This window comes from Rhizobium sp. Leaf453, from assembly GCF_001425605.1.
GTDB lineage: Bacteria > Pseudomonadota > Alphaproteobacteria > Rhizobiales > Rhizobiaceae > Pararhizobium.
In genome coordinates this window covers 1-22,364 of sequence record NZ_LMRG01000026.1, presented here as the reverse complement: position 1 = coordinate 22,364, position 22,364 = coordinate 1, and the positions used below count along the sequence as shown (strand labels likewise).

The following is a 22,364-nucleotide window of genomic DNA, read 5'->3' as shown; positions in this document are numbered from 1 at the left end:
TGTAGGCAAAGAAAAACCGGACTGGCAGGGGAACCGTCCGGTTTTTGATGTCAGCTGGCACTGGAGGTTGCCGCTGTCGGGAAATTTAGTTGGGAATATCAGACGCTAAACCCGCGCGCATGACTTGCGCTGTTCTTCATTTCAGCGCGATCGCGCTGAAGTTGAAGAATGGTTTTTGCAAAGTCGACCAGGAACACGATACTGATTACGGCCGAGACGAGCATCATCGTAATTGCCATTTCGGACTTCCTTTATTTCAGCAATGGATCGCGGTTGAAACTATTGCGATCGCCGCGCGCTTCGTTTCTCAAAGCATTTGCCGTCGCGAACAGCATTGCGAAAAACATCGTCATCGAAAGAAGAAGAATTGCCATAACCGTGATCCTTTCAGCCAGATAACGGTCGCTTTTGAAAAAAGTTCCGCTCTCTACTTTGGTGCCGGCGGTTGTGCCCGGCGCTTCAGTGAATGTGGCTTCTTTTTAGTTCAGGTCAGACGGGCAGGCTGTTTCCTTTGGAACAGGGGGGCTGCGGTATGCCGGTCCCTTGCGATTGCACGCGGACCGTGACAAAAGGCTTGCGAAACGGAAACAGGCGCGATGACAACAGCTTTTTATCCCGGCTCCTTCGACCCGATGACGAACGGTCATCTCGATGTGCTGGTGCAGGCCTTGAACGTGGCATCGTCCGTGATCGTCGCCATCGGCATCCATCCGGGCAAGACGCCGCTGTTTTCCTTCGAAGAGCGCGCCGATCTTATCCGCCAGTCGCTGGGAGAGTTCTTGCCTGAACGAGCCGGAGACATCTCGGTCGTGTCCTTCGACAACCTCGTAGTCGATGCGGCCCGCAGCAATGGCGCCTCGCTTCTGGTCCGTGGCCTGCGCGATGGCACCGATCTCGATTACGAAATGCAGATGGCGGGCATGAACCGGCAGATGGCGCCCGATATCCAGACGCTATTCCTGCCTGCAGGAACGGCCTCGCGGCCCATTACCGCCACATTGGTCCGCCAGATCGCGGCCATGGGCGGCGATGTCAGTGCCTTCGTGCCCAAGGCCGTTCATCAGGCCCTCAAGACCAAACGCAAGTCCTGACACCTTTTCATTCCACGGGAGCTACCATGAAAATTCTCCAACTCGCTTTCGCAGGCGCCGTTGTCCTCGCATCCCTGACCAGCAATGCCTTTGCCCAGGCCAAGGAATACATCACGATCCAGCTGAAGGACGGCCCGGTGGTGATCGAGCTTCTGCCGGAAGTGGCGCCGAAGCACGTTGCCCGCATCAAGGAACTGGTGGAAGCCGGCGAATACAACAATGTCGCCTTCCACCGCGTCATTCCCGGCTTCATGGCCCAGACCGGCGACGTCCAGTACGGCAACATGGAAAAGGACTTCAAGCCCGAGATGGCTGGCATGGGCGGCTCCTCGAAGCCGGACGTTCAGGCCGAGTTTTCGCAGGTTCCGTTCGCGCGCGGGACGGTCGGCATGGCCCGGAGCCAGGATCCGAACTCCGCCAATTCGCAGTTCTTCATCATGTTCGCACCGGGCGATTTTCTGAACGGCCAGTACACGGTCGTCGGCCAGGTCGTCGAGGGCATGGAGAATGTCGACAAGATCAAGATGGGTGATGAAGCCAACAACGGTTCCGTCACCGATCCCGACCGCATGATCAGCGTCAAGGTCGGCAAGTAAACCATTTCAACCACGCCTGACGCATAACACGAAGGAGAAGGCCATGGCGGAGATCAAGGATCCCGAGAACACCATCATCATGGAAACCACCAAGGGGCAGGTCGTCATCCAGCTTCTGCCGGATCTGGCGCCGGGCCACGTTGCCCGCATCAAGGAACTGTGCGCCGAAGGCGCCTATGACGGCGTCGTCTTCCACCGCGTCATCGACGACTTCATGGCGCAGACCGGCGACGTGCAGTACGGCAAGAAGGGCGGCAAGGACTTCAACCCGGCCCGAGCCGGCATGGGCGGCTCCGACAAGCCGGACCTCAAGGCCGAGTTTTCCAACATGAGCCATGTTCGCGGTACCTGCTCGATGGCCCGCAGCCAGATGCCGAACTCGGCCAATTCGCAGTTCTTCATCTGCTTCACCGACGCCCCTTGGCTGAACAAGCAGTATTCCGTCTGGGGTCAGGTCATCTCCGGCATGGAAACCATCGACAACATCAAGAAGGGTGAGCCGGTCAAGGATCCCGACAGCATCGTGTCGATGAAACTTGCTGCCAACGCCTAATTCGGGCTATTGCCAAAACCCGTCCCGCCGCCTTCAAGGGCGCCGGGGCGGGTTTGTCGTTTGAAGAAGATTTTTGATGCGCGTCGAACTGTTCGATTTCGATCTCCCCGAGGATAACATTGCGCTGAGGCCGGCCAGCCCGCGAGACAGCGCGCGCCTGCTCGTCGTCAGGCCCGGCGAGGATGAGCTGCTCTCGGATCATGGCGTTCTCGATCTACCATCTTTCCTGCGCCCCGGTGATGCGCTTGTCTTCAACGATACGAAAGTGATTCCGGCGCAGCTCGAGGGCCTGCGCCGCCGCGGCGAGGATGTCGTCACGGCGGTCTCCCTGACCCTGCACATGCGCACGGCGCCCGATCGCTGGAAGGCCTTTGCCCGGCCGGCCAAGCGCCTGAAGCCGGGTGACCGCATATCCTTCGGCCATGGCTCGAATGCCTGCCTGCTCGGTACGCTGGATGCGACGGTGGAGGAAAAGGGCGAGGCTGGCGAGGTGACCCTGCGCTTCGATCTCTCCGGTCCGGCGCTGGACGAAGCGATCATGGCGGTCGGCCATATCCCGCTGCCGCCCTATATCGCGTCGAAGCGTCCGGAGGATGCGCAGGACCGGGCGGACTACCAGACGGTCTACGCCCGTGAGGAAGGCGCCGTCGCGGCGCCCACTGCCGGCCTGCATTTCACCGACCGCCTTTTCGCTGCCCTCGATGCGCTTGGTGTCGAACGCCATTTCGTGACCCTGCATGTCGGTGCCGGCACATTCCTGCCGATGAAAGCGGATGATACCGACGATCACGTCATGCACGAGGAGATCGGCTATGTCAGCGCCGAGGTTGCCGATCGCCTGAATGCGGTGAAGGCGAGGGGCGGCCGTATCGTCTGTGTCGGCACGACTTCCCTGCGGTTGATCGAGAGTGCATCGCGCGAGGACGGATCCATCCATCCGTGGTCGGGACCGACCGGCATCTTCATCACGCCGGGTTACCGATTCCGCGCGGTCGATATGCTGATGACCAATTTCCACCTGCCGAAGTCGACGCTGTTCATGCTCGTCTCGGCCTTCAGCGGTCTGGAGACGATGCGGCGGGCGTATTCCCATGCCATCGAAACCGGCTACCGCTTCTATTCCTACGGCGATTCCAGCCTGCTGTTCCGGGACACTCCCAGAAACGAGACCGTATGACCGAGACATTCCAGTTCAACATCAAGGCAACCGATGGCAAGGCGCGTCGCGGCACCGTTTCCATGCCACGCGGCGAGATCCGCACCCCGGCCTTCATGCCGGTCGGCACGGTCGGTACCGTCAAGGCGATGTATCTCGACCAGGTGCGCGACCTCGGCGCCGACATCATCCTCGGCAACACCTATCACCTGATGCTGCGGCCGGGTCCGGAGCGCGTCGCCCGCCTCGGCGGTCTGCACGAATTGATCCGCTGGCCCTATCCGATCCTGACAGACAGCGGCGGCTTCCAGGTCATGTCGCTTGCCGGCCTGCGCAAGCTCGACGAGAAGGGTGTTACCTTCAAGAGCCATGTCGATGGCGCGCTTCATCACATGTCGCCGGAACGGTCGATCGAAATCCAGGGCCTGCTCGACAGCGACATTCAGATGCAGCTCGACGAATGTGTGAGACTTCCGGCGGAACCCTCTGATATTGAACGCGCAATGGAAATGTCGCTGCGCTGGGCGGACCGCTGCAAGACGGCATTTGGCAATCAGCCGGGCAAGGCGATGTTTGGCATCGTCCAGGGTGGCGATGTGCCGGCCCTGCGTGTCCGCTCCGCTCAGGCCCTGTCCGCGCTCGACCTCAAGGGTTATGCCATTGGTGGCCTTGCTGTCGGCGAGCCGCAGGATGTCATGCTCGACATGCTCGACATCACTTGCCCGGAATTGCCTAGGGAAAAGCCGCGTTACCTGATGGGCGTCGGCACGCCGGACGATATTCTGAAGTCCGTGGCACGCGGCATCGACATGTTCGATTGCGTCATGCCGACCCGCGCCGGCCGCCATGGTCTGGCCTTCACCCGGCGCGGACGCGTGAATCTACGCAATGCCCGCCATGCTGAGGATACGCGACCGCTGGACGACCTGTCGTCTTGCCCGGCTTCGCGGGATTACTCGCGTGCCTACCTGCATCACCTTGTGCGGGCGGATGAATCGCTCGGCGGCATGCTGCTGACCTGGAATAATCTGGCCTATTATCAGGAACTGATGGCCGGCATCCGCCAGGCGATCGAGGAAGGGCGCTATAGCGCGTTCATGGAAGAGACCCAGGAGATGTGGCGCCAGGGCGATCTTGCGCCTCTGTGAGGCCGCAGGAGCGTTTTGCGGAGCAATTCCGATGTCTGGCTCAGATCTCGGGGCCGGGCGCCTGCTGCAGCATCTGCACGCCGTTGATCTTGTAGGTGCCATCTGGCTGCTTGACGAGGAAATAGAGCGCCGTCCAGTCCTTGCCGTCAGGGCCGGAGATAAGGACTTCCTGCACGAACGTATCGCCAACGATCTTGCTGCGGCCGAAGGCGAAGTTGCCGGGACGATAGACCGGCGTATAGCCACGCTTCACCATCTCGAAGAAGATGCTTTTGTCCGGAAACTTGCCCTGGATTTGCGGTGAGGCGAACGAGTAGGCGGTGGCCGCGTCTTCGTTCAAAAAGGCTTCGATCTGCTGCTGGATGATCGATTGTGCCGTATCGACGGGTTCTGCGGCGAAGGCTGCTGGGACAGGCAGCATTAGCATTGCCATACATGCAAAGGCTCTTAACGTCCGGATCATCCCCATCTCCTTGCGGTTTCATGACAATGGATATGATACGACAATCGGGCTGAAACGGTTTCGGTCTGGACGCGGAAGTCGTCACTGAATTGGACCGTTAATCACATTATTTCAATATGATGTATCATGAATCTAAAGTGATTTATTCGTATTCAACTATTCGTGATGGCTAAAATATGCCCGAATAATCCTTCGATCAGATCCCAAGCCGATCCTTCATTCGACCCCAGAGCATGGCGGCATGGGCGCCAATCGGCCAGAAAGCATGAAAACGCATCGGTTGGATATCCGTGAAAGGAAGGTCGATCGATACGGATGGCCCGCCGATCAGACGCTGCGCCAACTGCTTTCCCATGGTCGTTGCCAAGGCTACTCCACGGCCATTGCAGCCGAGATAGATCAGGACGTCGCCAGTCGGCGCGTGCAGGTGTGGCAGATGGTCCGGCGTGATCGCCAGTTGGCCGTTCCAGGCATGAGTCCAGCGGACTGCGGCAAGATCCGGCCAGAGCCTGGTGGCATAATGCTGGAGGTAGGCCAGCGCGTTGGTCGTTCCCGTGATGGGGCTCTGCGGGCCGCGGCCTCCCATCAGCAGGCGTTTCTGTCCATCGATCCGGTAGTAGATCGTAATGTGGCCGGTCTCGTAGAGAACGGGCCGATGCGGCAGGATGCGGGCCGCCACATGATCCGGCAAGGGCTCCGTGGCGACGATTGAGCTATAGATCGGCACCAGGGATTTTTTCAGGTGAGGCCATAACTGGTCGGAATAAGCATTTGTAAGAACGAGGATTTTATCTGCCGTTACCGTCGCCTTTTCGGTTTTCAATTTCCATTGTCCACCCTGCCGGCTGGCGGACAATACCCGGCTGTCTCCATGGATCGCGGCACCTGCAGTCTGCGCGGCGGCGGCGAGGCCACGGGCGTAGTTCAGGGGATGCAGATCGCCGCCGCGTGGGTCCAGCATTGCGGCGGGATAGCGGTCTGAACCGGTGGCGGACTGCATGGCATCCGCGTCCAGCAATCGCGTCGGCATGCCGTGCGCGGCGCATTGAGCGGCGGTTATGCGAAGGGCATCATTGGTGACCGCGTTTGTCGCCGCGCGCAGAGTGCCGTTCTGGCGAGCGTTGCAATCGATGCCGAGGCGGCGGATGAGGTCGAAGGTAAAGTCCGGCGCGCCCCAGGCCATGGCGATCATGCGGCGCCCGAGATCGTCGCCGAACCGGGTGAGCAGGTCGTCCGGGTTGAACTTCAGGCCGGGATTGACCTGGCCGCCATTGCGCCCCGAAGCGCCCCAGGCGGGTTCGTGGGCTTCGAGGACGCAAGTATCGACACCGGCTTCGGCCAGATGCAGGGCCGCCGACAGGCCGGCAATTCCACCGCCGACGATCGCGACGGACACGGTCCGGTCGCTGTCGATCGGCGGCGTCACGGGCGCAGGGTGAGCCGTATCGGAATAGAGGCTGGGTGGAAGGGCGGAGGGTGAAACGGCGGACATGCTGCTCTTTCAAAGGGATGGCGGCAAACCATCCCACAGCACATCACGTTTGAAAAGCGGGATCAAGGCCCGGCAGGGTCAAGCGTCCGTGTCAGCGGAAGATTGCCGGCATAGGTGATGCCGGCGGCGTTCATCGCCACCTCGATGCGCTTGTAGGCGGCAGCGCGAACCGTGAACTGGTTGCCGGGAGCGGTGCGGAAGTTGCAGCGGAAGATCTTGATGCCCGGCTCGACGCGATAAAGCTTGCCCTTCAGCGGTTGTTGGATGAGCGGGCCAAGTTCCGCGTCGTTCAACATCTCTTCGCCGACACGCTTGATCAGCTTGCGCACCTTCTCGCTATCCACCTCGATCGGAAGGGGCAGGTTGAACTTTTCGATGACCCAGTCGCGCGACGTGTTGCGGACAGTTCCGAGCGTGCCATAGGGCACGAAATGCAGGGGGCCGTTATGGTGGCGCAGCGCCACCGTGCGCAGCGTCAATCTCTCCACGGTTCCCTTGGTCGAGGTGCCGCTCTCGATATATTCGCCGACGCGGAACGTATCTTCTGCGAGATAGAAGATGCCGGTGATGACATCCTGCACCAGCGACTGCGCTCCAAAGCCGAAGGCAAGTCCGACGACGCCGGCCCCGGCCAGCAGCGGCGTGATCTCCAGACCCAGAGTCCAGAGCCCGGACAGAACCAGCATGACGGTAATGACGGTTGCGGCTGTGGTTCGCAGGATCGGCAACAGGGTGAGAAGGCGCGCACCGGGGCCGGGCTGTTCATGCTCATCCACCTTGTCGATGGTCGATAATCGATAGTCGATGGTGGTTCTGACGGTGATCCACGCGACATTCGCCAGCAACGCCAGCGCGGCGACACCCAGCAGACGGAAACTGAACCTTGCCAGCGGACTTTCGGATGTCGCGAGTGCCGTGAGAGGGACATCGACGGCCAGCGCGCAAACACCAATCCCTATAAGCGCCACGAAGAGGCGGACGGCAGGCAGGATAATTGAGGGAGCAAGGTCCTGCTGGACAGAATCATGGTGTTCTTCGCTCTCTCGTCCGTCGTGCGGAGGCTCCTCGGGAAGGATTTTGTCGCGCCAGAAATAGAAGACCACAGACCGTAGGGATGCCTGCACCGCGATGACGATGGCGAGAGCGCCGAGGATGACTGCGGCAGCCGAATAGCCGAAAAGCCAGAGGGCGTAGACGACGGTGATCACTGTCGCCGATGCCAGGGATCGCGGGAATTTCGGCAGCAGGCCACGACGTCGACCCGCCAGCACGTCTTCGCGATTGCGCCGTGTGAACAGGCAGGCCAGCAGCAGAGCGACGGCGATCAGCGTACCGAGACCGATCCGCAGCGCCTGCGCCAGATTGGGCGTCCCTGCAATGCGCGTGATCAGGGCTGGAACGAACCAGGCGACGGAGCCGACGGCGGCGAACAAGGCGACCGCGGCCATCGAAGTAAAAGCTGTCCGGTCGGGCAGGGGCACGAGGCGCAATTGCGGCGTGCCTGGCGACAGGACAATATCCGCCACAATCACGATGAAGCGAAACATCACCAGGGTAAGCGTGAGGGTTACCACCATATCGTGGACGCCCGGTGGCCAGACGAACGCTGACGTCGATCCGATCGCGGCGACCGCAAAGAGCAAAAGACCGAAGCCGGTGATCCAGAAGCGGCGGAGCCCGAACAGCAGCGACTGGCGGGGAGAGGATGGTTCGGTATTCAACAGGACGCGCAGGGATGCGTAGCTGTATGTCCAGTAAAACCATTCGAGCCCGGCACCAATCATCATCAGCAGCAGGATGTAGGTGAAACTGCGCACCCCATCCCCACTCATCATGGCGGCCGAGAAAGCGGTTCGCACCGCCTCCCATTCTTGTGGCGCGGCACCGAAACTGGCGCCGATCTCGTGGGCCTGTTCGGACAGCCGGTGGAGCAGCGCCAACGTCATTCCGGCGATGTCGCCGGATGGCACCTGCGCAAGCGCCGCTTTTGCATTGGAGGCAACTAGAAGCAGACCAAGAGCCAGGAGCGGGACGGGTTTCAGGGCGTGACCTCCTGAAGCGGCGAGGAGACCGGAGCGGGCAAAGTGTCGTCAATCTTCGAAGGGCTGTCCTTGGGCTCCCATTCTTCCGGCGTCTGGGCGGCACTGATATCGGCATAGGCGGGAAGAATCCGCGCGATCGCCACCTCGCCCTGCAAAAGGCGCGCCTGGCAGGCAAGCCGCGTAGTATCTGTGACGTGGAGTTGGGAGAGCGTCTTGATTTCCTGGTCGGTCGGTGGGGTAAGGTTCTGCCCGCCACGGAGGATATCGACCCGGCAGGTGCCGCAACGGCCGCGCCCCTGACAGATATGCGCATGGGGAATACCGCTTGTGAGGCTGATTTCCAGCAGCGACAACCCGCTTCGGCCGGTGGCGGTCGCATCTCCTTCATAGAAGACACGAACCGGACGCGATCGGCCGACATAGATGCGTACGGCCCAGCTCAGAAATGCGATAGAGACCAGTATCCAGTAGCTTGCCACCACATTGGTGTTGATTGCGTTCAGGGTCGGCGCTGCCTGACTGTAGAGGTGTTGAGCAGCGCGGATATGGTCCAACCAGGCCGCATCGTTTTCCAGCCGATACAGCACTTCCTTGCCCGCCTCGACGAAACCGAGAAGCGCGAGGATCGGCACCAGAAACAGAATGGGCAGGACGATATTTCGGATTCTTGGCCAGACGGGCCGCAGCGCGATCCAGGAATAAAAACCGATTGCCGCGTGGACCCAGACGATCATCACCACGAACAATTGCTGGAATGCATAGGCCGGAGCGAGGCTCCAGTAGACCGACAGGATCACCGCGTAGCTGGCATCGAACTCCGGAACGAAGAGGCTGGTCACGCGTAGGGTCAGGACATGGGTGATCAGGAGCGGCGGCGTCAGGACACCGAGAATGATCTGCACCACATCCACCCGACTCAGGGTCAGACTGCGGCGTTTGGAAATCGTGTAGAGGCCGATGCTTGCATGAATGAACGCCGCGAGCGCCAGAATCAGGCTGCCGGCGCCACTGCGCCATGGCGCCATCAGGATGCCGCGCCAGGCATCGATCGCTTCCAACGATACAAGGCCCAGCGCCAGATTGGCGAGATGCGTCAAGACGAACAGGCTGAGAAACAGGCCAGAAAACAGGCGGGCGGACCGGATCCACAGATCAAGCGAGCTCGTTCCGCGCTGTTTGACGCTCGACACCATCACTGCCCGACCGCCCCCCCGTAAGCCACTGCATTCTAATATTAGAATGAACGATCGCAGATTGTCACCCACGATAATTCAAAGCGACTCCGGGGGATCGCCGGGGAGTACCTTTTTAGTCTCCCTGTTCCAGCCAGCGCACATCCTCCGGCGACAGCTTGATGTCGAAGGCGGCGAGGCTGTGATTGAGTTCGCCCAGTGAACGCGGACCAATCAGCGGGATGACGCCGAACGGCTGGGCAAGTACATAGGCGAGCGCGACCTGGATCGGGTCCTTGCCGAGACGTGCGGCGAGGATCGTTGCCCGTTCGCGCCGGGCGAAATTGGCTGGGGAATACCAGCTGTTGACGAGCTCCTGATCCTCCAGCTTGTCCGGTCCGGCGCGATCGGTGAAGAAACCGCGCGCCTGGCTCGACCATGCGAAATTGGTCACCTTGCGGGAGGTCAACCATTCCTTCCAGACGTTGTCGGAGGAGGCGATGCAGCCATCCCAGACCGGGTTGACCATTTCGGCGAGCGAGAAGTTGTTCGACAGCACGCTCGGCTTGGTCTTGCCGGTCTTCTCGGCGTAGGCAATTGCCGCATCCATGCGTTCAAGTGTCCAGTTCGAACCACCGAAGGGACCGCGAATGCGCCCGGCTTTCACCTCCGCGTCCATCGCGTCGACGAACTCGCCGACAGGCACGTCCGGATTGTCGCGATGCATGAAGTAGATGTCGACGTAATCCGTCTTCATGCGATCGAGGCTGACGCTAAGCTGCTTGGCGATGACATCGGGATAGCAGAGCGGCGAGTGCGCTCCCTTGGCGATGATGACGGATTGCTGCCGCACGCCCCGGCTCTGCATCCATTCGCCGATCTGCGCCTCCGGCTTGCCGTTGCCGTAATGGAAAGCCGTGTCGAACAGGTTGCCGCCGGCCTCATAGAAGGCATCCAGCATGATCGCCACACTCGAGATGCTGCCCAGTTCCAGGAAGCCGAGCGCCGCCAGCGACATCTCCGGCGCAAGGCCAGGAATATGGCCGCGCGGGATACGGTTGTTCTTCACTTGCAGGACATCACCCCGGATCGTGTGCCGTGTCACGGACGGTTTCTCGATCTCGTATTCGAGACCGATCGCCGCGCGCCAGCGGTCCATGGTCCGGAGGTTCCCCAGCGTGTCGTTGCGGCTCATGCCGGGGAAGGTAAATTGCGTCTGCCCGGCGGCGAGCGCTGCGCCGACCGCATCGACCTCGAAACTGTAGAGATGCCGCGCTTCGGTCACGTCGATCTTGTTTCGCGAGCCGTCATTGCCGATTACATGGATCGTCGCCGTACCACCCTGCTTGCCACCGGCAAACCAAAACTGGTCGATCTCGATACGGCCCTTCGTGCCCAGGATCGTCAGGAGATTGTCCTGCGCCAGCGATACCGAGCATGAGACTTCGGCGATGATGCCGTTCGGAAAATGCAGCACGGCCGACGTCCATTCATCGACACCGGTTTCGCCGAGATGACCGGCCGCCACGACCTTGTCGGGATCAAGGAAGCCGGCTTCGGAGTTCAGGCCCGCAATCAGCCTTGCCATCGACACCGGGTAGCCGCCGACATCCAGGATACCGCCACCGGCAAGTGCGTTGGAAAACAGCCGGTGTTCAGGTTTGGGCGGCGTTACCGCAAAGCCAAAGCTCGATTTGATGAGACGAACATCACCGATGACGCCGGACTTCAGGGTTTCGATGAGCTTGGCGACCAGCGGATGAAGCCGGTACATGTAGGCTTCGCCGAGGAAAGTGCCGGCCGCCTCTGCCGCCGTGAACATGGCGTCGGCCTCGGTTGCCGAAAGCCCGATCGGTTTTTCGCAGAGCACGTGCTTGCCATGTTCGGCAGCCTTGATTGCCCATTGCGCATGGCCGGGATGCGGCACAGCGATGTAGATCGCGTCGATGTCAGGGTCTGCCAAAAGCGCATCGTATCCGTGAATGATGCGGGCGCCGGGAAAGCTGTCAGCCAGACCCGAACGGTCCGGGTTGCGGGTGCCGATCGCCGCGACAACTCCGGTCTTCGAACCGGCGACCCCGGCGAAAAAGTCCTTGGCGATCCCGCCCGGGCCGAGAATGCCCCATCTTACCTTGTCTGCCATGATCTTTGCTTTCTATATGATAGAAGAATGTGCAGTCGTCTGTGTTTCACCGGATGCGCTTTCCGCCCACGTCGAACAGGAGCGCGCGCGCCGGATCAAATTTCGCCTGGATCGTATCGCCCGTCTTGAGGTCGCGACCGTGTTTGGTCTCGATGATGACGAGATCGCCGCTGCCGTGGCGGGCATAGGCGAAGGTCTCGCCGCCGAGGTGCTCCAGCATGTCGATCGTCAGATTGAGCGCAGCCGATCCGGTGTCCTCAAAGTGTTCCGGTCGCACCCCGACAGTCACGGCCGTCCCGACGGCGATATCGGTGGCCTGCAGTCTGGTTTCGACCGACGCGCCGCCAAGATCCGGAAGCTCGACGGACACGGTGCCGTTGTTGACAGCCGAGACGACGCCCTTGAAGAAGTTCATCTTCGGCGAACCGATAAAGCCGGCGACGAACAGGTTGGCCGGATCGTCGTAAAGTTCCAACGGCGAGCCGACTTGCTCGACCAGTCCGCCGCGCAGCACGACGATCTTGTCGGCCAGTGTCATGGCTTCCACCTGATCGTGCGTGACGTAGATCATCGTGGTCGCGAGCGTCTTGTGCAGGCGGGCGATCTCGATGCGCATGTGCACACGCAGTTCCGCATCGAGATTGGACAGGGGCTCGTCGAACAGGAAGACGTTCGGATGCCGGACGATCGCCCGGCCGATCGCCACACGCTGGCGCTGGCCGCCGGAAAGCTGCTTGGGCTTGCGATCGAGCAGGGGTCCCAGTTCGAGGATGCGGGCGGCCTCGGCGACCTGCTTTTCGACTTCAGCTTTCGGTAAACCGGCAAAACGCAGCGCGAAGCCCATATTTTCGCGTACCGTCATATGCGGATAAAGCGCATAGGACTGGAAGACCATGGCGATGCCGCGTTTCGACGGATCGACATCGTTCATCCGCGTGCCGCCGATCTCCAGCGTACCGGAGGTAATCTCATCCAGCCCCGCAATCATCCGCAGCAGCGTGGACTTGCCGCAGCCGGAAGGACCGACGAAGACGACGAACTCGCCCGACTTGATGTCGAGATCGACACCCTTGATCACTTCGAGGCTGCCGAAGGCCTTCCTGATGTCATGCAGTTTTACGTCGCTCATCCGGCTCTCCGCCCGTGTCTGTTTTCGTTCGCCGTCATGCCGCGGTCAGCGAAAGGGTTTGGCTGCCGTAACGTTCGCTGGAAACCTGCAGCGTGATCGCACCAGCTTCTCCAGTGGATTCCAGCCAGAACCCCGTCGTTCCGCCGGCAAGCGTGAGGGTGTCAGGGCCGATCAGCCGGGCAGGGCCATCGACACTGACGGTGACGATGTCGTTGAGGAAAGGGACGATGGAGCCGACCTGGTCGAGCCCGCGCACGATGACGCGAACCGTATCGCGGCCCTTGGCGGCAAGCGTCTGCGTATCCGCCTCGACCTGCAATGTCGTTGGTACAGGATCGGCTACCATGTTCACTGTCGCCACCGGCTTGTCGTCGATGAAGCCGGTGAAGCTCACGTCTTCCCACTGCATGCCCCAGAGGCCGAGTTCGTCCTTGGTGAAATGGCGATGGTCAAACACGACGGGGGCATGCGGCAGATGCGGGAAGGCTTCGCGATCCGGCCCGACGCGCTTGGTGATCGTGCCGTAGCGGAGTTCGACCTCGTCGCAATTGGTGAGCACGATCAGCGGCAGCACACCACCGATATTGCGCTCACCGCGGGCCCAGAACGTCACCGGCTTCACGATCACTTCGTCGGAGGGTTTGCACTGACTGGAATAGACATAGGCCGCGAATTTCGGTTCGCGGAACATGTCCATGACGCCGTGATGGCAGATGCGGTCGCCGGAGCCGAAATCTTTGTGGGTGTTGTAGTCGAACATGCACCAGCCGATGGCCCCGGAAATGCTCGGGTCGCCATAGCTGGCATTGAGAACTTCCAGATGCCGACGGACATGCTCGGCCTGCCGCTGTTCCTGGTCGAACCGCTTGGTCGGATACATGTGTCCGCCGAACTCGGTGATCATGTAGGGCACCTTGCGGGTGAGCCCCGTGCATTCCTGCTGCGGGCGCAACGCCAGCCGGCCGCGATTGTTGCCCGGCAGTTCCTCGTTGCCGAGGATGAAGTCGTTCATCGTGTAGACGTCTTCGAGGAACTCGCTATCGGTGATGTAGCGCACGCCGCCCGTCTGGCGGCTCGTATCCAGTTCATGCGCCAGCCGGTTGGTCTCGACATAGAAGTCATGCGAGTCCTGGGACTCGTTGATGCGCACGCCCCAGATGATGATCGAGGGATGGTTCCAGTCGCGCTCGATCATGCGACGGACGTTTTCGATCGCTTCCTTCTGCCAGGTCTCGCCGCCGATATGCTGCCAGCCCGGGATTTCCTCGAACACCAGAAGGCCGATGCGATCGCAATGGTCGAGGAACCACTTCGACTGTGGATAGTGTGAGGTGCGCACCAGATTGCATTTCAGGGTATTCTTCATCAGTTCAGCATCGCGTTCCTGCGCCGAACGGCCCATGGCATAGCCGACATAGGGGAACGCCTGATGGCGGTTGAGGCCGCGGATCTTCAGCGGGCGGCCATTGAGCAGGAAACCATCGACGGTGAACTCGGCGGTCCGGAAGCCGAAGGTGGAGGTGAGAGCGTCGTCGCCCAGATCGGTCTGAAGCGTTGCGGTGATCGTGTAGAGAACTGGGCTTTCGATATCCCAGAGCGAGAGGCCTTCGAGGCCTTCCATTATTACGACAGCGCCATGTTGGGCGGCAATGTTTTCCTCGCGCACGATTGTGCCGTTGGCGTCCTTCAATGCAACCGTCAGCGTACCAGTGAAATCAGCATCCTGAGGATTTCTTATATCGCAGCGGACAGACACGGACTTTTTATCCGAAAGGACGTTCTCCGTCTCGATCTTCAGGTTGCCCACCGAAACCGGGCTTGCGACCTTCAGCCAGACGTCGCGGTAGATGCCGGCATAGGTCAGGTAGTCGATCCGGCCACCAAAGGGCGGGATTTCCGGGTTTTCGCTGCCGTCGATCTTGACCGTCAGAAGGTTGTCGCTCTCGTTGAGAAGTCCGGTCAATCGCGCCTCGAAAGGCGTGTAGCCGTCCTTGTGGGCAATCACCTGCTTGCCGTTGAGATAGACAACAGCGTCAGCCATGGCCGCGTCGAAGATGAGGGAGACTTCCTTGCCGGCGAAATCCGCGCTCCAGGCAACGCGCTTCTGGTAGGTGAAGGCGCGCTGATAGCAGGTTTCGTCGAAATAATTGAAGGCGACGTCCACGGCATTGTGTGGCAGGCTGATCGCCCTGCCACCATCCTGAAACGCTGTTGTCAGCGTGTCGGAAAAGCCTTCGTGAAACGTCCAGCCTTCGTTGAAATTGGTAATCGTACGCATCATCATTCCTATTTGACGGAGCCCAGCATTCCCTGGACGAACTGCTTTTGCATGAGAAAGAAAACGAGGAGGGTCGGCAGCGTGGCGATGACCGTGCCGACTAGGACGACGCCGTAATCGGGGTAGTAGGCCGAGGCGAGCGACGAGATCACCAGCGTGATGGTCTTGGTGTCGTTCGACTGCAGCACGATCAGCGGCCACAAATAGTTGTTCCAGCTGAGCATGAAGACGATGATGAAGGCCGCCGCATAGGTCGAGCGCATCACCGGCACATAGATGAAGAGGAAGATCTGCCATTCCTTCAGGCCATCCACCTTGGCGGCGTCACGAAGCTCGGAGGGAAAGGCTTTTGTGCTCTGGCGGAAGTAGAAGATCATGAAGGCGGACGCGATCACCGGCAGCATGACGGCTATATGGGTGTTGATCAGGCCCGCCCGGCCCATGATGATGAACAGCGGGATCATCAGTGCGGCGAACGGAATGAACAGCGTCAGCAGCATGAACTGGTAGATCCGCTCGCGGACGCGGGACCGGAACATTTCGAAGCCGTATCCGGCAAGCGAGGAGATCGCGAGCGTCAGGATCGTGCTGACGATGGCGATCTTGGCGGTGTTCCAGAAAACCAGCGGCACATCCACCTGGGTGAAAAACCCGGTAATGTTGGTCATCAGCGCCGAGCCGAAGGTCGGCTTGCCGTTGATCACGTCGATCGAGGTATTCGTCGCGCCGATCGCCATCCAGAGGAAGGGAAAGACCGAGAGGAAGGAGACGAAGCCAAGTAGCAGATAAGTGGCGATGCTCGAGAGGAGGGCGGTGGTGCGGTCGGAAAGCATCAGTCGCGCTCCCTGGTGGCATAGAATTGCAGGAAGGCGAGCAGGGCGACCATGACGACGATGACGTAGGATACTGTCGCCGCATAGCCAAAGCTCGGCATGAACTTGAAGGTGAGATTGTAGATGTAGAGCGACAGGGTCAGCGTCTCGTTCGACGGACCGCCCTTGCCTTCGGTGAAGTTGTAGACCTCGTCGAATAGCTGCAGCGTGCCGATGGTGGAGGTAACCATGGTGAACAGGATGACTGGCTTCAGCATCGGGATGGTGATGTAGAGGAACCGTCCGCGCGCCGAGATGCCGTCGATCCGCGCTGCCTCGTAGATCGACTTGTCAATGTTCTGCATGGCCGAGAGGTAGAAGATCATGTTGTAACCGGTCCAGCGCCAGGTGATGGCGATGATGATCAGGACCTTTGCCCAGAAGGGGTCAGTCAACCACGGGATGGGCGAGGAGATGATGTGCAGGGCCTGCAGCGCGCCGTTGACGACGCCGTCTGCCGCAAACATGCTCTTGAACAGGACGGAATAGGCGACAAGCGAGGTGACGCAGGGCAGGAAGATCGCCGTGCGGAAGAAACTGCGCCCCCATAGTTTGGGATTGTTCAAGGCTGCCGCGACGATCAGCGCCAGGAACAGCATGATCGGCACCTGTATGACGAAGAAGATCGTGGTATTCGACAGCGCCTTGATGAAGACCGGGTCGTTCCACAGGCGGATGATGTTGGCGAAACCGCCGAATTTCGTGGTCAGGCCCTTGCCGGTCTGGAAGGACATCCAGAGCGACCACAGGATCGGATAGACCATGAAGACGCCGATGAGACCCAGGGCAGGGGCAACGAACAGCCAACCATTGATATTGTAGTAGCGACGCACGCCGCCGCCGGCTTGCAGGACCGCCATGGTGTTCTCCGGGGATGACCTTGGGCGCTGGAGGGAGGCGCGCGCTCGCGCGGCTCCCATCAGGCAGGCAGATTAAAAGCCTGCCCGGGCGCTCTGATTTACTGGATCTGAGCCGAAACTTCGCCGTCGATCGCCTTCAGGACTTCGTCCACCGGCGTGCCCTTGGTCAGGGCCGGAAGCTGGGCGGTCACCGCTGCATCCGCCTCGTTGGTGAAGACGCCGTAGTTGACGGACGGAACCTTCGCCAGCCAGTCGGAGAAGTTCTGCCAGACCTTTTCTCCGCCGAAGAAGGCGTCCGGCGCCTCATAGGCAGCACCTCCGCGGGCTGCGAGCAGCGAGCCGACCGCACCGCGATCCTGCAGGATTTTCTGATAGAAATCGATGTCCTTGGCATAGATCTCGTTCAGCATGTCGATGGCTTCGGCCTTTTCAGCCGAGCTTTCGAGGACATACCAGCTGGAGCCGCCGAGGTTGGACGCGTTGGATGCACCCTCGATGCCGAGGCTGGGGATCGGCGCAACGCCCCACTTGTTGGATTGGTCGGCCTGCGCCTTGACCGTGCCGGTAATCCAGACGCCGGTGATGACCGAGGCGACGTCGCCTGACGTGAAAGTGCCGACCCAGTCGGCCCAGCCGGTTGCCGGCTTGGTGATCCCAGCGGCGATCAGCTTGCCCTCTGTTTCAAGCGCGGCCTTGAGCGCGGCATTGCCAACGATGTTCGGCTTGCCTTCGGCATCGAAATACCACTGGCCGCCAGACTGCATCATGATGCGGATCAGGCCGGCATCATTGGGGTCGAGACCCATCATCTTCTTGCCGGTCTTGGCCTCGATCTGCTTGCCGATTTCGATATAGCGGTCCCAGGTAATGCCCTGCATGTCTTCCGGCTTGAAGCCAGCCTGCTCGAGGTAATCCTTGCGGTAGTACATGCCGGTAACGCCGGAATCGAACGGCATGCCGTAGACCTTGCCGTCCATGGTCATCAGTTGCACCTTGTAGGGCGCAAAACCGGAATAATCGACGACATCCGACAGGGCGGCGAACGCGCCGGGGAAGGACTGCAGGTATTTCTGCGCGCCGTAATCCTCGATCAGAACGATATCCGGCAGCGCGTCCGTCACGCCGGAGGAGAGGGCGGTCTGCAGCTTTTGCTCGACGTCGAGCTTGGCAAAATCGACGATGTTCAAGGTAACATCCGGGTGCGTCTTCTGATAGCGCTCGCCGGCTTCCTTCATGATCGCGACGTTGAAATTCGGGTCCCAGCACCAGACGGTGATTTCCTTGGCCTGCGCAGCGGCAACCGCGAGAACGCTGACGCCCATAGCAAGGCCGATGACACGCGCAAGGCGTGACGTGACAGTGTAATACATTGCTTCCTCCCAGAAGGCTCCCAAAGGCGGCCTCTTCCGCCTTCAAAAAGAGTATTCCCTAAAATGCGGGCGGATGCAATATTTTCAGTAAATTTTTACTGGCGAGTTTGGAATTTTACTCAAGTCACTGTAATTTTTCATAAATATTGAATTATTCCGGAGAGCGGGTGCTGTTTCTCCACACCAATTCGGTGGCGAGAAGGACTTTTTTGGCAAGCTCCCGGCCCGAGAATCGTTCGAGCAGCATGTCCACGGCGGTCTCGCCGATCAGTTCGGCCGGCAGCTTGACGGTCGACAGGGGCGGGGAGAGGAACTGCGCGACTGGAATATCGTTGAAGCTGGCAATGGCGATGTCGTCGGGAATGCGCAGACCCAGTTCCTGCATGGCACGATAAGCGCCGATCGCCATGTTGTCGTTACAGGTGATCAGCACATCCGGCGGATTCTGCTGGTTCATGATGGCGTGGGCGAGAGTGTAGCCGCTGTCCTGGGTCAAGGGTTCCGTCAGGCAGAGGCCTTCCTCGAAAAGCCCGGCATCCTTCATCCATTTCGTATAGGCAATACAGCGCTTTTCGCCCTGCAGATGCGGGAAGCCATCGACATGTTCGGCCCAGCCGATGAACCCGATACGCCGATAGTTCATGGCCGAGAGCGCGCTGATCAGCTTGTGCATGGCCAGCGACACATTGCTCTCGACGCAATCGTCGATTTCAGACGATGTCGAAAAATCGGCGAAGACGAGATGGCGGCTGTGACTGCGAAGCCAGGCGATCTCCTCATCGCTGTGCTTGCCGACAGCGATGACGCCGGATGCACCCTGCAGAAGGCTTGGCTCGGGGAGGCTGTCGGTATGATAGACCTTCACGACCTCAATCTTCAGCGCCTGGCAGCGGTTCTCGATACCCAGGCGCACGCCGATGTAATAGGGATCGACGAGTTCCTGCGCCGGTCTCAGGAAATGGACCAGCGCGATCTTGCCGGCACCTGGCACCAGCGCATGCTGGACGCCGTTGGTCCGGTTGCGCGCCCGTGGTGTCGCATAGTTGAGCGCTTCCGCCGTCTCGATGATTGCCTGGCGCTTCTTGGCCGAAACCGCAAGCGTGGCGTCATAATTGAGAACACGGGAAACCGTGGCGGACGATACGCCAACAGCCTCGGCAATTTCCTTGATGGTCACCATACCACCTTGTTGCACCCTCAGCCGGGTTCGTATCAAGCCCCATATTCAAAATATTCGACCGCGCAAGGGGTGAAAATGCGAGGATTTTCGGTCAGGGATATCAATCGAAAATGCCCCTTGCATTTGAGCGACGGTTTTCTATTATTTTTGTGGAGTATTTGCGTAAGCTGATCCATGGAGGCGACCGCCGGCGCCTGCCAATTGACGAAGGAGAGACCTCGCCAATGACAATTCAGACCGCTGCGATTTCCACATCGCCAGACAGTTCGCATCCCGGATCGCTGACGAAGATCGCGATCGTCGGCCGAGGCTTTACAGGCATCATGAATGCCATCGCGCTGCTGAAGAGCTTCGAACGGCCGTTTCATCTGGTCATGTACGATCCCAGCCCGCGGATCAACGGCGGCGAGGGCGTCAGTCGGGCCGGCAAGACGGTGCTCAATAGCCGCGTCAAGGATCTGTCGGTCGATCCCTCGGATCGTGTCGATTTCAAGACGTGGCTGCAGGCCGACGAGGCATGGCGCAGCCACCAGGAAAATCTGGAAGTCGTCGATCATTCCTTCGTCTCGAGGGAGGTTTTCAGCGCCTATGTCTACGAGCGATTCTCGGAGGCCTTGCGGGCACGAACCGATGTCATCGTCCAGATCTGTACGCACGCTGTCTTTGCGATCGACCGCGATCCGAATGGCGGGCTCCTGATCACGGCACAGGACCAGCAGAAAACGCATTTCGACGCCGTCTTTCTGGCGACCGGTTACGGTGTCAACGGGCAGACGGACGAGGCACGAGCGACCGAGCCTGCGGAAAACGTCGTCGTGATCGGCGGCGGTGTCCACGCCGTCGACCGGGCGCTGAAGCTGCTTGAGGCGGGTGAGGCGGCCCATGTGACGTTGATCTCCTCCTCCGGATTCCTCCCGCAGCCGCATACAAGGTCGGCCGTGGGTTCGGTATCCTCCGAGAAACCGATGCCGCGCACGCTTCGCGGTGCGTTTCGCTTTCTGCGTGAGGCGGCCGAGACGGCGGAGCGTGAGGGATCCGGTTGGCAGGGGATCATGAACGATTTCCGCTCACGTGCCGGCGACCTGTGGAAAGGCCTGACGACTGCGGAGCGCCGCCGATTCAAACGCCATGTGAAGCCGATCTACGACAGCCATCGCAACCGCCTGCCTCCGGCCCATCACCGGCGCCTGCAGGATGCATTGGCCAAAGGCGCGATCACGGTCAGCAAAGGCAAGGTCGACCGGGTGGCCGTGAACGGCGTTCTGCTTTTGACGGCTGCCGGCTTGCAGGTGATCGCGGCAGAACGGACGATCGATTGCCGCATCCGTTCGCTCGATGTCGATACACCGCTGTTTCGTTCGCTGTTCTCCTCGGGCCTCGTGTTGCGTGACGAACTGGAGCTCGGCATTTTCGTCGATCGGTCCGGCCGCGCGCTCGCCGTCCAGGAAGAATTCGGCGGGATTTTCGCTGTGGGACCGCTGGGGCTCGGCAGCCTGCCGGATATCGATCTGGTGCCGGAAATCGTGCTGCAAGCTTATACAGCCTCGGCAACCTTGCAAGCTTGGCTTGGCACGGCTGTCACGGGCGAGGGGAAGGCTGCTGCGAGCGGGCAGGGATGATTTCGGGAATCATTCTGCGGCGAGTTGCGTAAGAAGCAGGTTTGTGGACCTCTCAAACCGGGCAGGATTTTCCATATTCTCAAATGGCCGACACAGAAATGGAGAAGATTTTTCTTCAATTGGCAAAGGTATAGGCGGAAATCCCGGTTTTTGCCCGCATCATGGTCCACCGTTCTTTGAACTCGCAGCGACGATGGGGCATTCTGGAGACAGTTGATGACCGGTGTTCGTACTCTCCTCCCGTATCGAACGTCATCAGCTGTTCCCCTCTGGAGGTTATTCCTTCAAAGCTAAGGGCCGTGGATCACAAGGCCCATTTTTTTGTCCATCGATTGGCGTCCTGCGCTCAGCGAAAGACTTCGGCTACTTGCTGATGGCTTTCAGAAGCGATGAATATCCTACAATCGCTTCGATTTTTGGCACCTCGAACCAAGACGCGACGACGTCGCAAGTATAGTCTATTAAAATTATAGATTATTTACGTGGAAGCCGCGAGAACCGGCATCGGGACATCATATCGAGGTGAAACCATGATCAAGCAGGAGATAGAATATCGGGGTGTGCCTGTTGGCATCGTTGTCCCAGATAGCGGTCGCCTGAAATTCCTGGCCGTCAAATTCCATGTCCACGCACTCGACGGCCAACATTTTTCGTCGGTCGCCGACGTGCTGATCGCCATCGACCAATCGGTTGCACGGGCGAACGTTCGTCAATCCTCTGTTCAGGCATCGTGACGGGAGGCAATCATGGGCGCACTTCGCTATCTGCTCAGGCTTTCGACGCGACGCAACGAAATCGAGGATCGTCTTCTGGCGCTGGAATATCGCCGTGCGCTGATCGACGATTTTGCCGATGATCTGGCTGAGCAGGATCTTCGCAGCGCCTTATGCGATTTGTCAGGCGAGATCAGCCTGGCCAGCCGCCATCATCGAGGCCGCTGGTAGAGTTTGAGATGCCGCGTCTCGCAATCAATCCCATCTGCAATCTCCCAGACATCATTCAGACCCGGGGAGTGTGACATTCCAACGTTGCAGAAACAGGACATTCTAATTTTGCGGTGTGAGTTCATGCTGAAGCGCGACTTGCGGGCTTGATCAAGCTAACCGGCATACCGCATCTGGGCGAGCAGTTTCTTGCGAAAGACCTCAAGCTAACCGGCATACCGCATCTGGGCGAGCAGTTTCTTGCGAAAGACCTCTG

At 59.9% G+C, this 22,364-nt stretch carries 21 protein-coding genes; 9 read left to right on the top strand and 12 right to left on the bottom strand.

The annotated features are described in order from the left end of the window. The first annotated feature begins 89 nt into the window (after positions 1-89). From ASG68_RS31575 to tgt, 6 genes are all read left to right on the top strand, one after another. Positions 90-566 (top strand): hypothetical protein, encoded by a 477-nt coding sequence (locus ASG68_RS31575; protein ID WP_156373679.1) that lies wholly within the window; start codon positions 90-92, stop codon positions 564-566. 30 nt (positions 567-596) lie between these two features. Next, positions 597-1,091, top strand: a complete 495-nt coding sequence (gene coaD, locus ASG68_RS21590; protein WP_062581125.1) for a pantetheine-phosphate adenylyltransferase — start codon at positions 597-599, stop codon at positions 1,089-1,091. 26 nt (positions 1,092-1,117) lie between these two features. Beyond that, a complete protein-coding gene (locus ASG68_RS21585) occupies positions 1,118-1,687 on the top strand; it encodes a peptidylprolyl isomerase (RefSeq protein WP_062581123.1) in 570 nt (189 codons plus the stop codon). A 43-nt stretch (positions 1,688-1,730) separates the two neighbouring features. Further along, a complete protein-coding gene (locus ASG68_RS21580; protein WP_062581121.1) occupies positions 1,731-2,240 on the top strand; it encodes a peptidylprolyl isomerase in 510 nt (169 codons plus the stop codon). Positions 2,241-2,316: 76 nt separating this feature from the next. Then, positions 2,317-3,417, top strand: coding sequence for a tRNA preQ1(34) S-adenosylmethionine ribosyltransferase-isomerase QueA (gene queA / locus ASG68_RS21575; RefSeq protein WP_062581119.1), 1,101 nt, complete (start codon positions 2,317-2,319; stop codon positions 3,415-3,417). Next, entirely contained in the window at positions 3,414-4,544 is a 1,131-nt protein-coding gene (gene tgt / locus ASG68_RS21570) for a tRNA guanosine(34) transglycosylase Tgt (protein WP_062581117.1), read from the top strand. Before queA ends, tgt begins: the two co-directional genes overlap by 4 nt. Before the next feature lie 40 nt (positions 4,545-4,584). On the opposite strand, the gene ASG68_RS21565 is transcribed toward tgt, so the two are convergent. The 11 genes from ASG68_RS21565 to ASG68_RS21515 all read right to left on the bottom strand — a co-directional run bounded on the left by ASG68_RS21565 (position 4,585) and on the right by ASG68_RS21515 (position 19,545). Beyond that, the gene (locus ASG68_RS21565) at positions 4,585-4,965 is read right to left on the bottom strand and encodes a DUF4864 domain-containing protein (protein WP_413814038.1); all 381 of its coding nucleotides are present in this window, start codon (positions 4,963-4,965) and stop codon (positions 4,585-4,587) included. A 238-nt stretch (positions 4,966-5,203) separates the two neighbouring features. Further along, the gene (locus ASG68_RS21560; RefSeq protein WP_062581113.1) at positions 5,204-6,499 is read right to left on the bottom strand and encodes an NAD(P)/FAD-dependent oxidoreductase; all 1,296 of its coding nucleotides are present in this window, start codon (positions 6,497-6,499) and stop codon (positions 5,204-5,206) included. Between the two features lie 62 nt (positions 6,500-6,561). After that, positions 6,562-8,469, bottom strand: a complete 1,908-nt coding sequence (locus tag ASG68_RS21555) for a mechanosensitive ion channel family protein (protein WP_062581111.1) — start codon at positions 8,467-8,469, stop codon at positions 6,562-6,564. Positions 8,470-8,537: 68 nt separating this feature from the next. Then, entirely contained in the window at positions 8,538-9,731 is a 1,194-nt protein-coding gene (locus ASG68_RS21550; protein ID WP_162243553.1) for a 2Fe-2S iron-sulfur cluster-binding protein, read from the bottom strand. A 118-nt stretch (positions 9,732-9,849) separates the two neighbouring features. Beyond that, on the bottom strand, positions 9,850-11,856 hold the full coding sequence (locus tag ASG68_RS21545; protein WP_062581107.1) for an aldo/keto reductase: 2,007 nt from the start codon (positions 11,854-11,856) through the stop codon (positions 9,850-9,852). A gap of 46 nt (positions 11,857-11,902) precedes the next feature. Then, positions 11,903-12,985, bottom strand: a complete 1,083-nt coding sequence (locus ASG68_RS21540; protein WP_062581104.1) for an ABC transporter ATP-binding protein — start codon at positions 12,983-12,985, stop codon at positions 11,903-11,905. A 34-nt stretch (positions 12,986-13,019) separates the two neighbouring features. After that, entirely contained in the window at positions 13,020-15,263 is a 2,244-nt protein-coding gene (locus ASG68_RS21535) for a glycoside hydrolase family 2 protein (RefSeq protein ID WP_062581183.1), read from the bottom strand. 8 nt (positions 15,264-15,271) lie between these two features. After that, positions 15,272-16,096, bottom strand: coding sequence for a carbohydrate ABC transporter permease (locus ASG68_RS21530; RefSeq protein ID WP_062602305.1), 825 nt, complete (start codon positions 16,094-16,096; stop codon positions 15,272-15,274). Next, entirely contained in the window at positions 16,096-16,995 is a 900-nt protein-coding gene (locus tag ASG68_RS21525) for a carbohydrate ABC transporter permease (protein WP_062581101.1), read from the bottom strand. The genes ASG68_RS21530 and ASG68_RS21525 overlap by 1 nt, the downstream gene beginning before the upstream one ends. 98 nt (positions 16,996-17,093) lie before the next feature. Then, a complete protein-coding gene (locus ASG68_RS21520) occupies positions 17,094-18,365 on the bottom strand; it encodes an ABC transporter substrate-binding protein (protein ID WP_062581098.1) in 1,272 nt (423 codons plus the stop codon). A gap of 151 nt (positions 18,366-18,516) precedes the next feature. After that, complete coding sequence (locus ASG68_RS21515) at positions 18,517-19,545, bottom strand: LacI family DNA-binding transcriptional regulator (RefSeq protein ID WP_062581095.1); 1,029 nt, start codon at positions 19,543-19,545, stop codon at positions 18,517-18,519. 224 nt (positions 19,546-19,769) lie between these two features. Between ASG68_RS21515 and ASG68_RS21510 the strand changes: the two genes are divergently transcribed. Beyond that, the gene (locus ASG68_RS21510; RefSeq protein WP_062581093.1) at positions 19,770-21,164 is read left to right on the top strand and encodes an FAD/NAD(P)-binding protein; all 1,395 of its coding nucleotides are present in this window, start codon (positions 19,770-19,772) and stop codon (positions 21,162-21,164) included. A 115-nt stretch (positions 21,165-21,279) separates the two neighbouring features. Here the strand turns inward: ASG68_RS21510 and ASG68_RS31570 are convergent, their stop codons facing one another. Further along, positions 21,280-21,420, bottom strand: coding sequence for a hypothetical protein (locus ASG68_RS31570; RefSeq protein ID WP_156373681.1), 141 nt, complete (start codon positions 21,418-21,420; stop codon positions 21,280-21,282). Positions 21,421-21,694: 274 nt separating this feature from the next. On the opposite strand from ASG68_RS31570, the gene ASG68_RS21505 reads away from it, so the two are divergent. After that, positions 21,695-21,898: a hypothetical protein gene (locus tag ASG68_RS21505; protein ID WP_062581092.1), complete on the top strand. Its 204-nt coding sequence runs from the start codon at positions 21,695-21,697 to the stop codon at positions 21,896-21,898. Between the two features lie 12 nt (positions 21,899-21,910). Further along, on the top strand, positions 21,911-22,108 hold the full coding sequence (locus tag ASG68_RS21500; protein ID WP_062581090.1) for a hypothetical protein: 198 nt from the start codon (positions 21,911-21,913) through the stop codon (positions 22,106-22,108). Positions 22,109-22,364 lie beyond the last annotated feature (256 nt).

Excerpts from the sequence above, each read along its gene's own strand:
- ASG68_RS31570 (WP_156373681.1), bottom strand. The coding sequence starts at position 21,420 with ATGACGTTCGATACGGGAGGAGAGTACGAACACCGGTCATCAACTGTC.
- coaD (WP_062581125.1), top strand. The coding sequence starts at position 597 with ATGACAACAGCTTTTTATCCCGGCTCCTTCGACCCGATGACGAACGGT.
- ASG68_RS21565 (WP_413814038.1), bottom strand. The coding sequence starts at position 4,965 with ATGCTGCCTGTCCCAGCAGCCTTCGCCGCAGAACCCGTCGATACGGCA.
- ASG68_RS21510 (WP_062581093.1), top strand. The coding sequence starts at position 19,770 with ATGACAATTCAGACCGCTGCGATTTCCACATCGCCAGACAGTTCGCAT.
- ASG68_RS21560 (WP_062581113.1), bottom strand. The coding sequence starts at position 6,499 with ATGTCCGCCGTTTCACCCTCCGCCCTTCCACCCAGCCTCTATTCCGAT.
- ASG68_RS21545 (WP_062581107.1), bottom strand. The coding sequence starts at position 11,856 with ATGGCAGACAAGGTAAGATGGGGCATTCTCGGCCCGGGCGGGATCGCC.
- ASG68_RS21540 (WP_062581104.1), bottom strand. The coding sequence starts at position 12,985 with ATGAGCGACGTAAAACTGCATGACATCAGGAAGGCCTTCGGCAGCCTC.
- ASG68_RS21585 (WP_062581123.1), top strand. The coding sequence starts at position 1,118 with ATGAAAATTCTCCAACTCGCTTTCGCAGGCGCCGTTGTCCTCGCATCC.
- ASG68_RS21520 (WP_062581098.1), bottom strand. The coding sequence starts at position 18,365 with ATGTATTACACTGTCACGTCACGCCTTGCGCGTGTCATCGGCCTTGCT.
- ASG68_RS21530 (WP_062602305.1), bottom strand. The coding sequence starts at position 16,096 with ATGCTTTCCGACCGCACCACCGCCCTCCTCTCGAGCATCGCCACTTAT.
- ASG68_RS21535 (WP_062581183.1), bottom strand. The coding sequence starts at position 15,263 with ATGCGTACGATTACCAATTTCAACGAAGGCTGGACGTTTCACGAAGGC.
- ASG68_RS21515 (WP_062581095.1), bottom strand. The coding sequence starts at position 19,545 with ATGGTGACCATCAAGGAAATTGCCGAGGCTGTTGGCGTATCGTCCGCC.
- ASG68_RS21525 (WP_062581101.1), bottom strand. The coding sequence starts at position 16,995 with ATGGCGGTCCTGCAAGCCGGCGGCGGCGTGCGTCGCTACTACAATATC.
- ASG68_RS21500 (WP_062581090.1), top strand. The coding sequence starts at position 21,911 with ATGGGCGCACTTCGCTATCTGCTCAGGCTTTCGACGCGACGCAACGAA.
- ASG68_RS21505 (WP_062581092.1), top strand. The coding sequence starts at position 21,695 with ATGATCAAGCAGGAGATAGAATATCGGGGTGTGCCTGTTGGCATCGTT.
- ASG68_RS21580 (WP_062581121.1), top strand. The coding sequence starts at position 1,731 with ATGGCGGAGATCAAGGATCCCGAGAACACCATCATCATGGAAACCACC.
- queA (WP_062581119.1), top strand. The coding sequence starts at position 2,317 with ATGCGCGTCGAACTGTTCGATTTCGATCTCCCCGAGGATAACATTGCG.
- tgt (WP_062581117.1), top strand. The coding sequence starts at position 3,414 with ATGACCGAGACATTCCAGTTCAACATCAAGGCAACCGATGGCAAGGCG.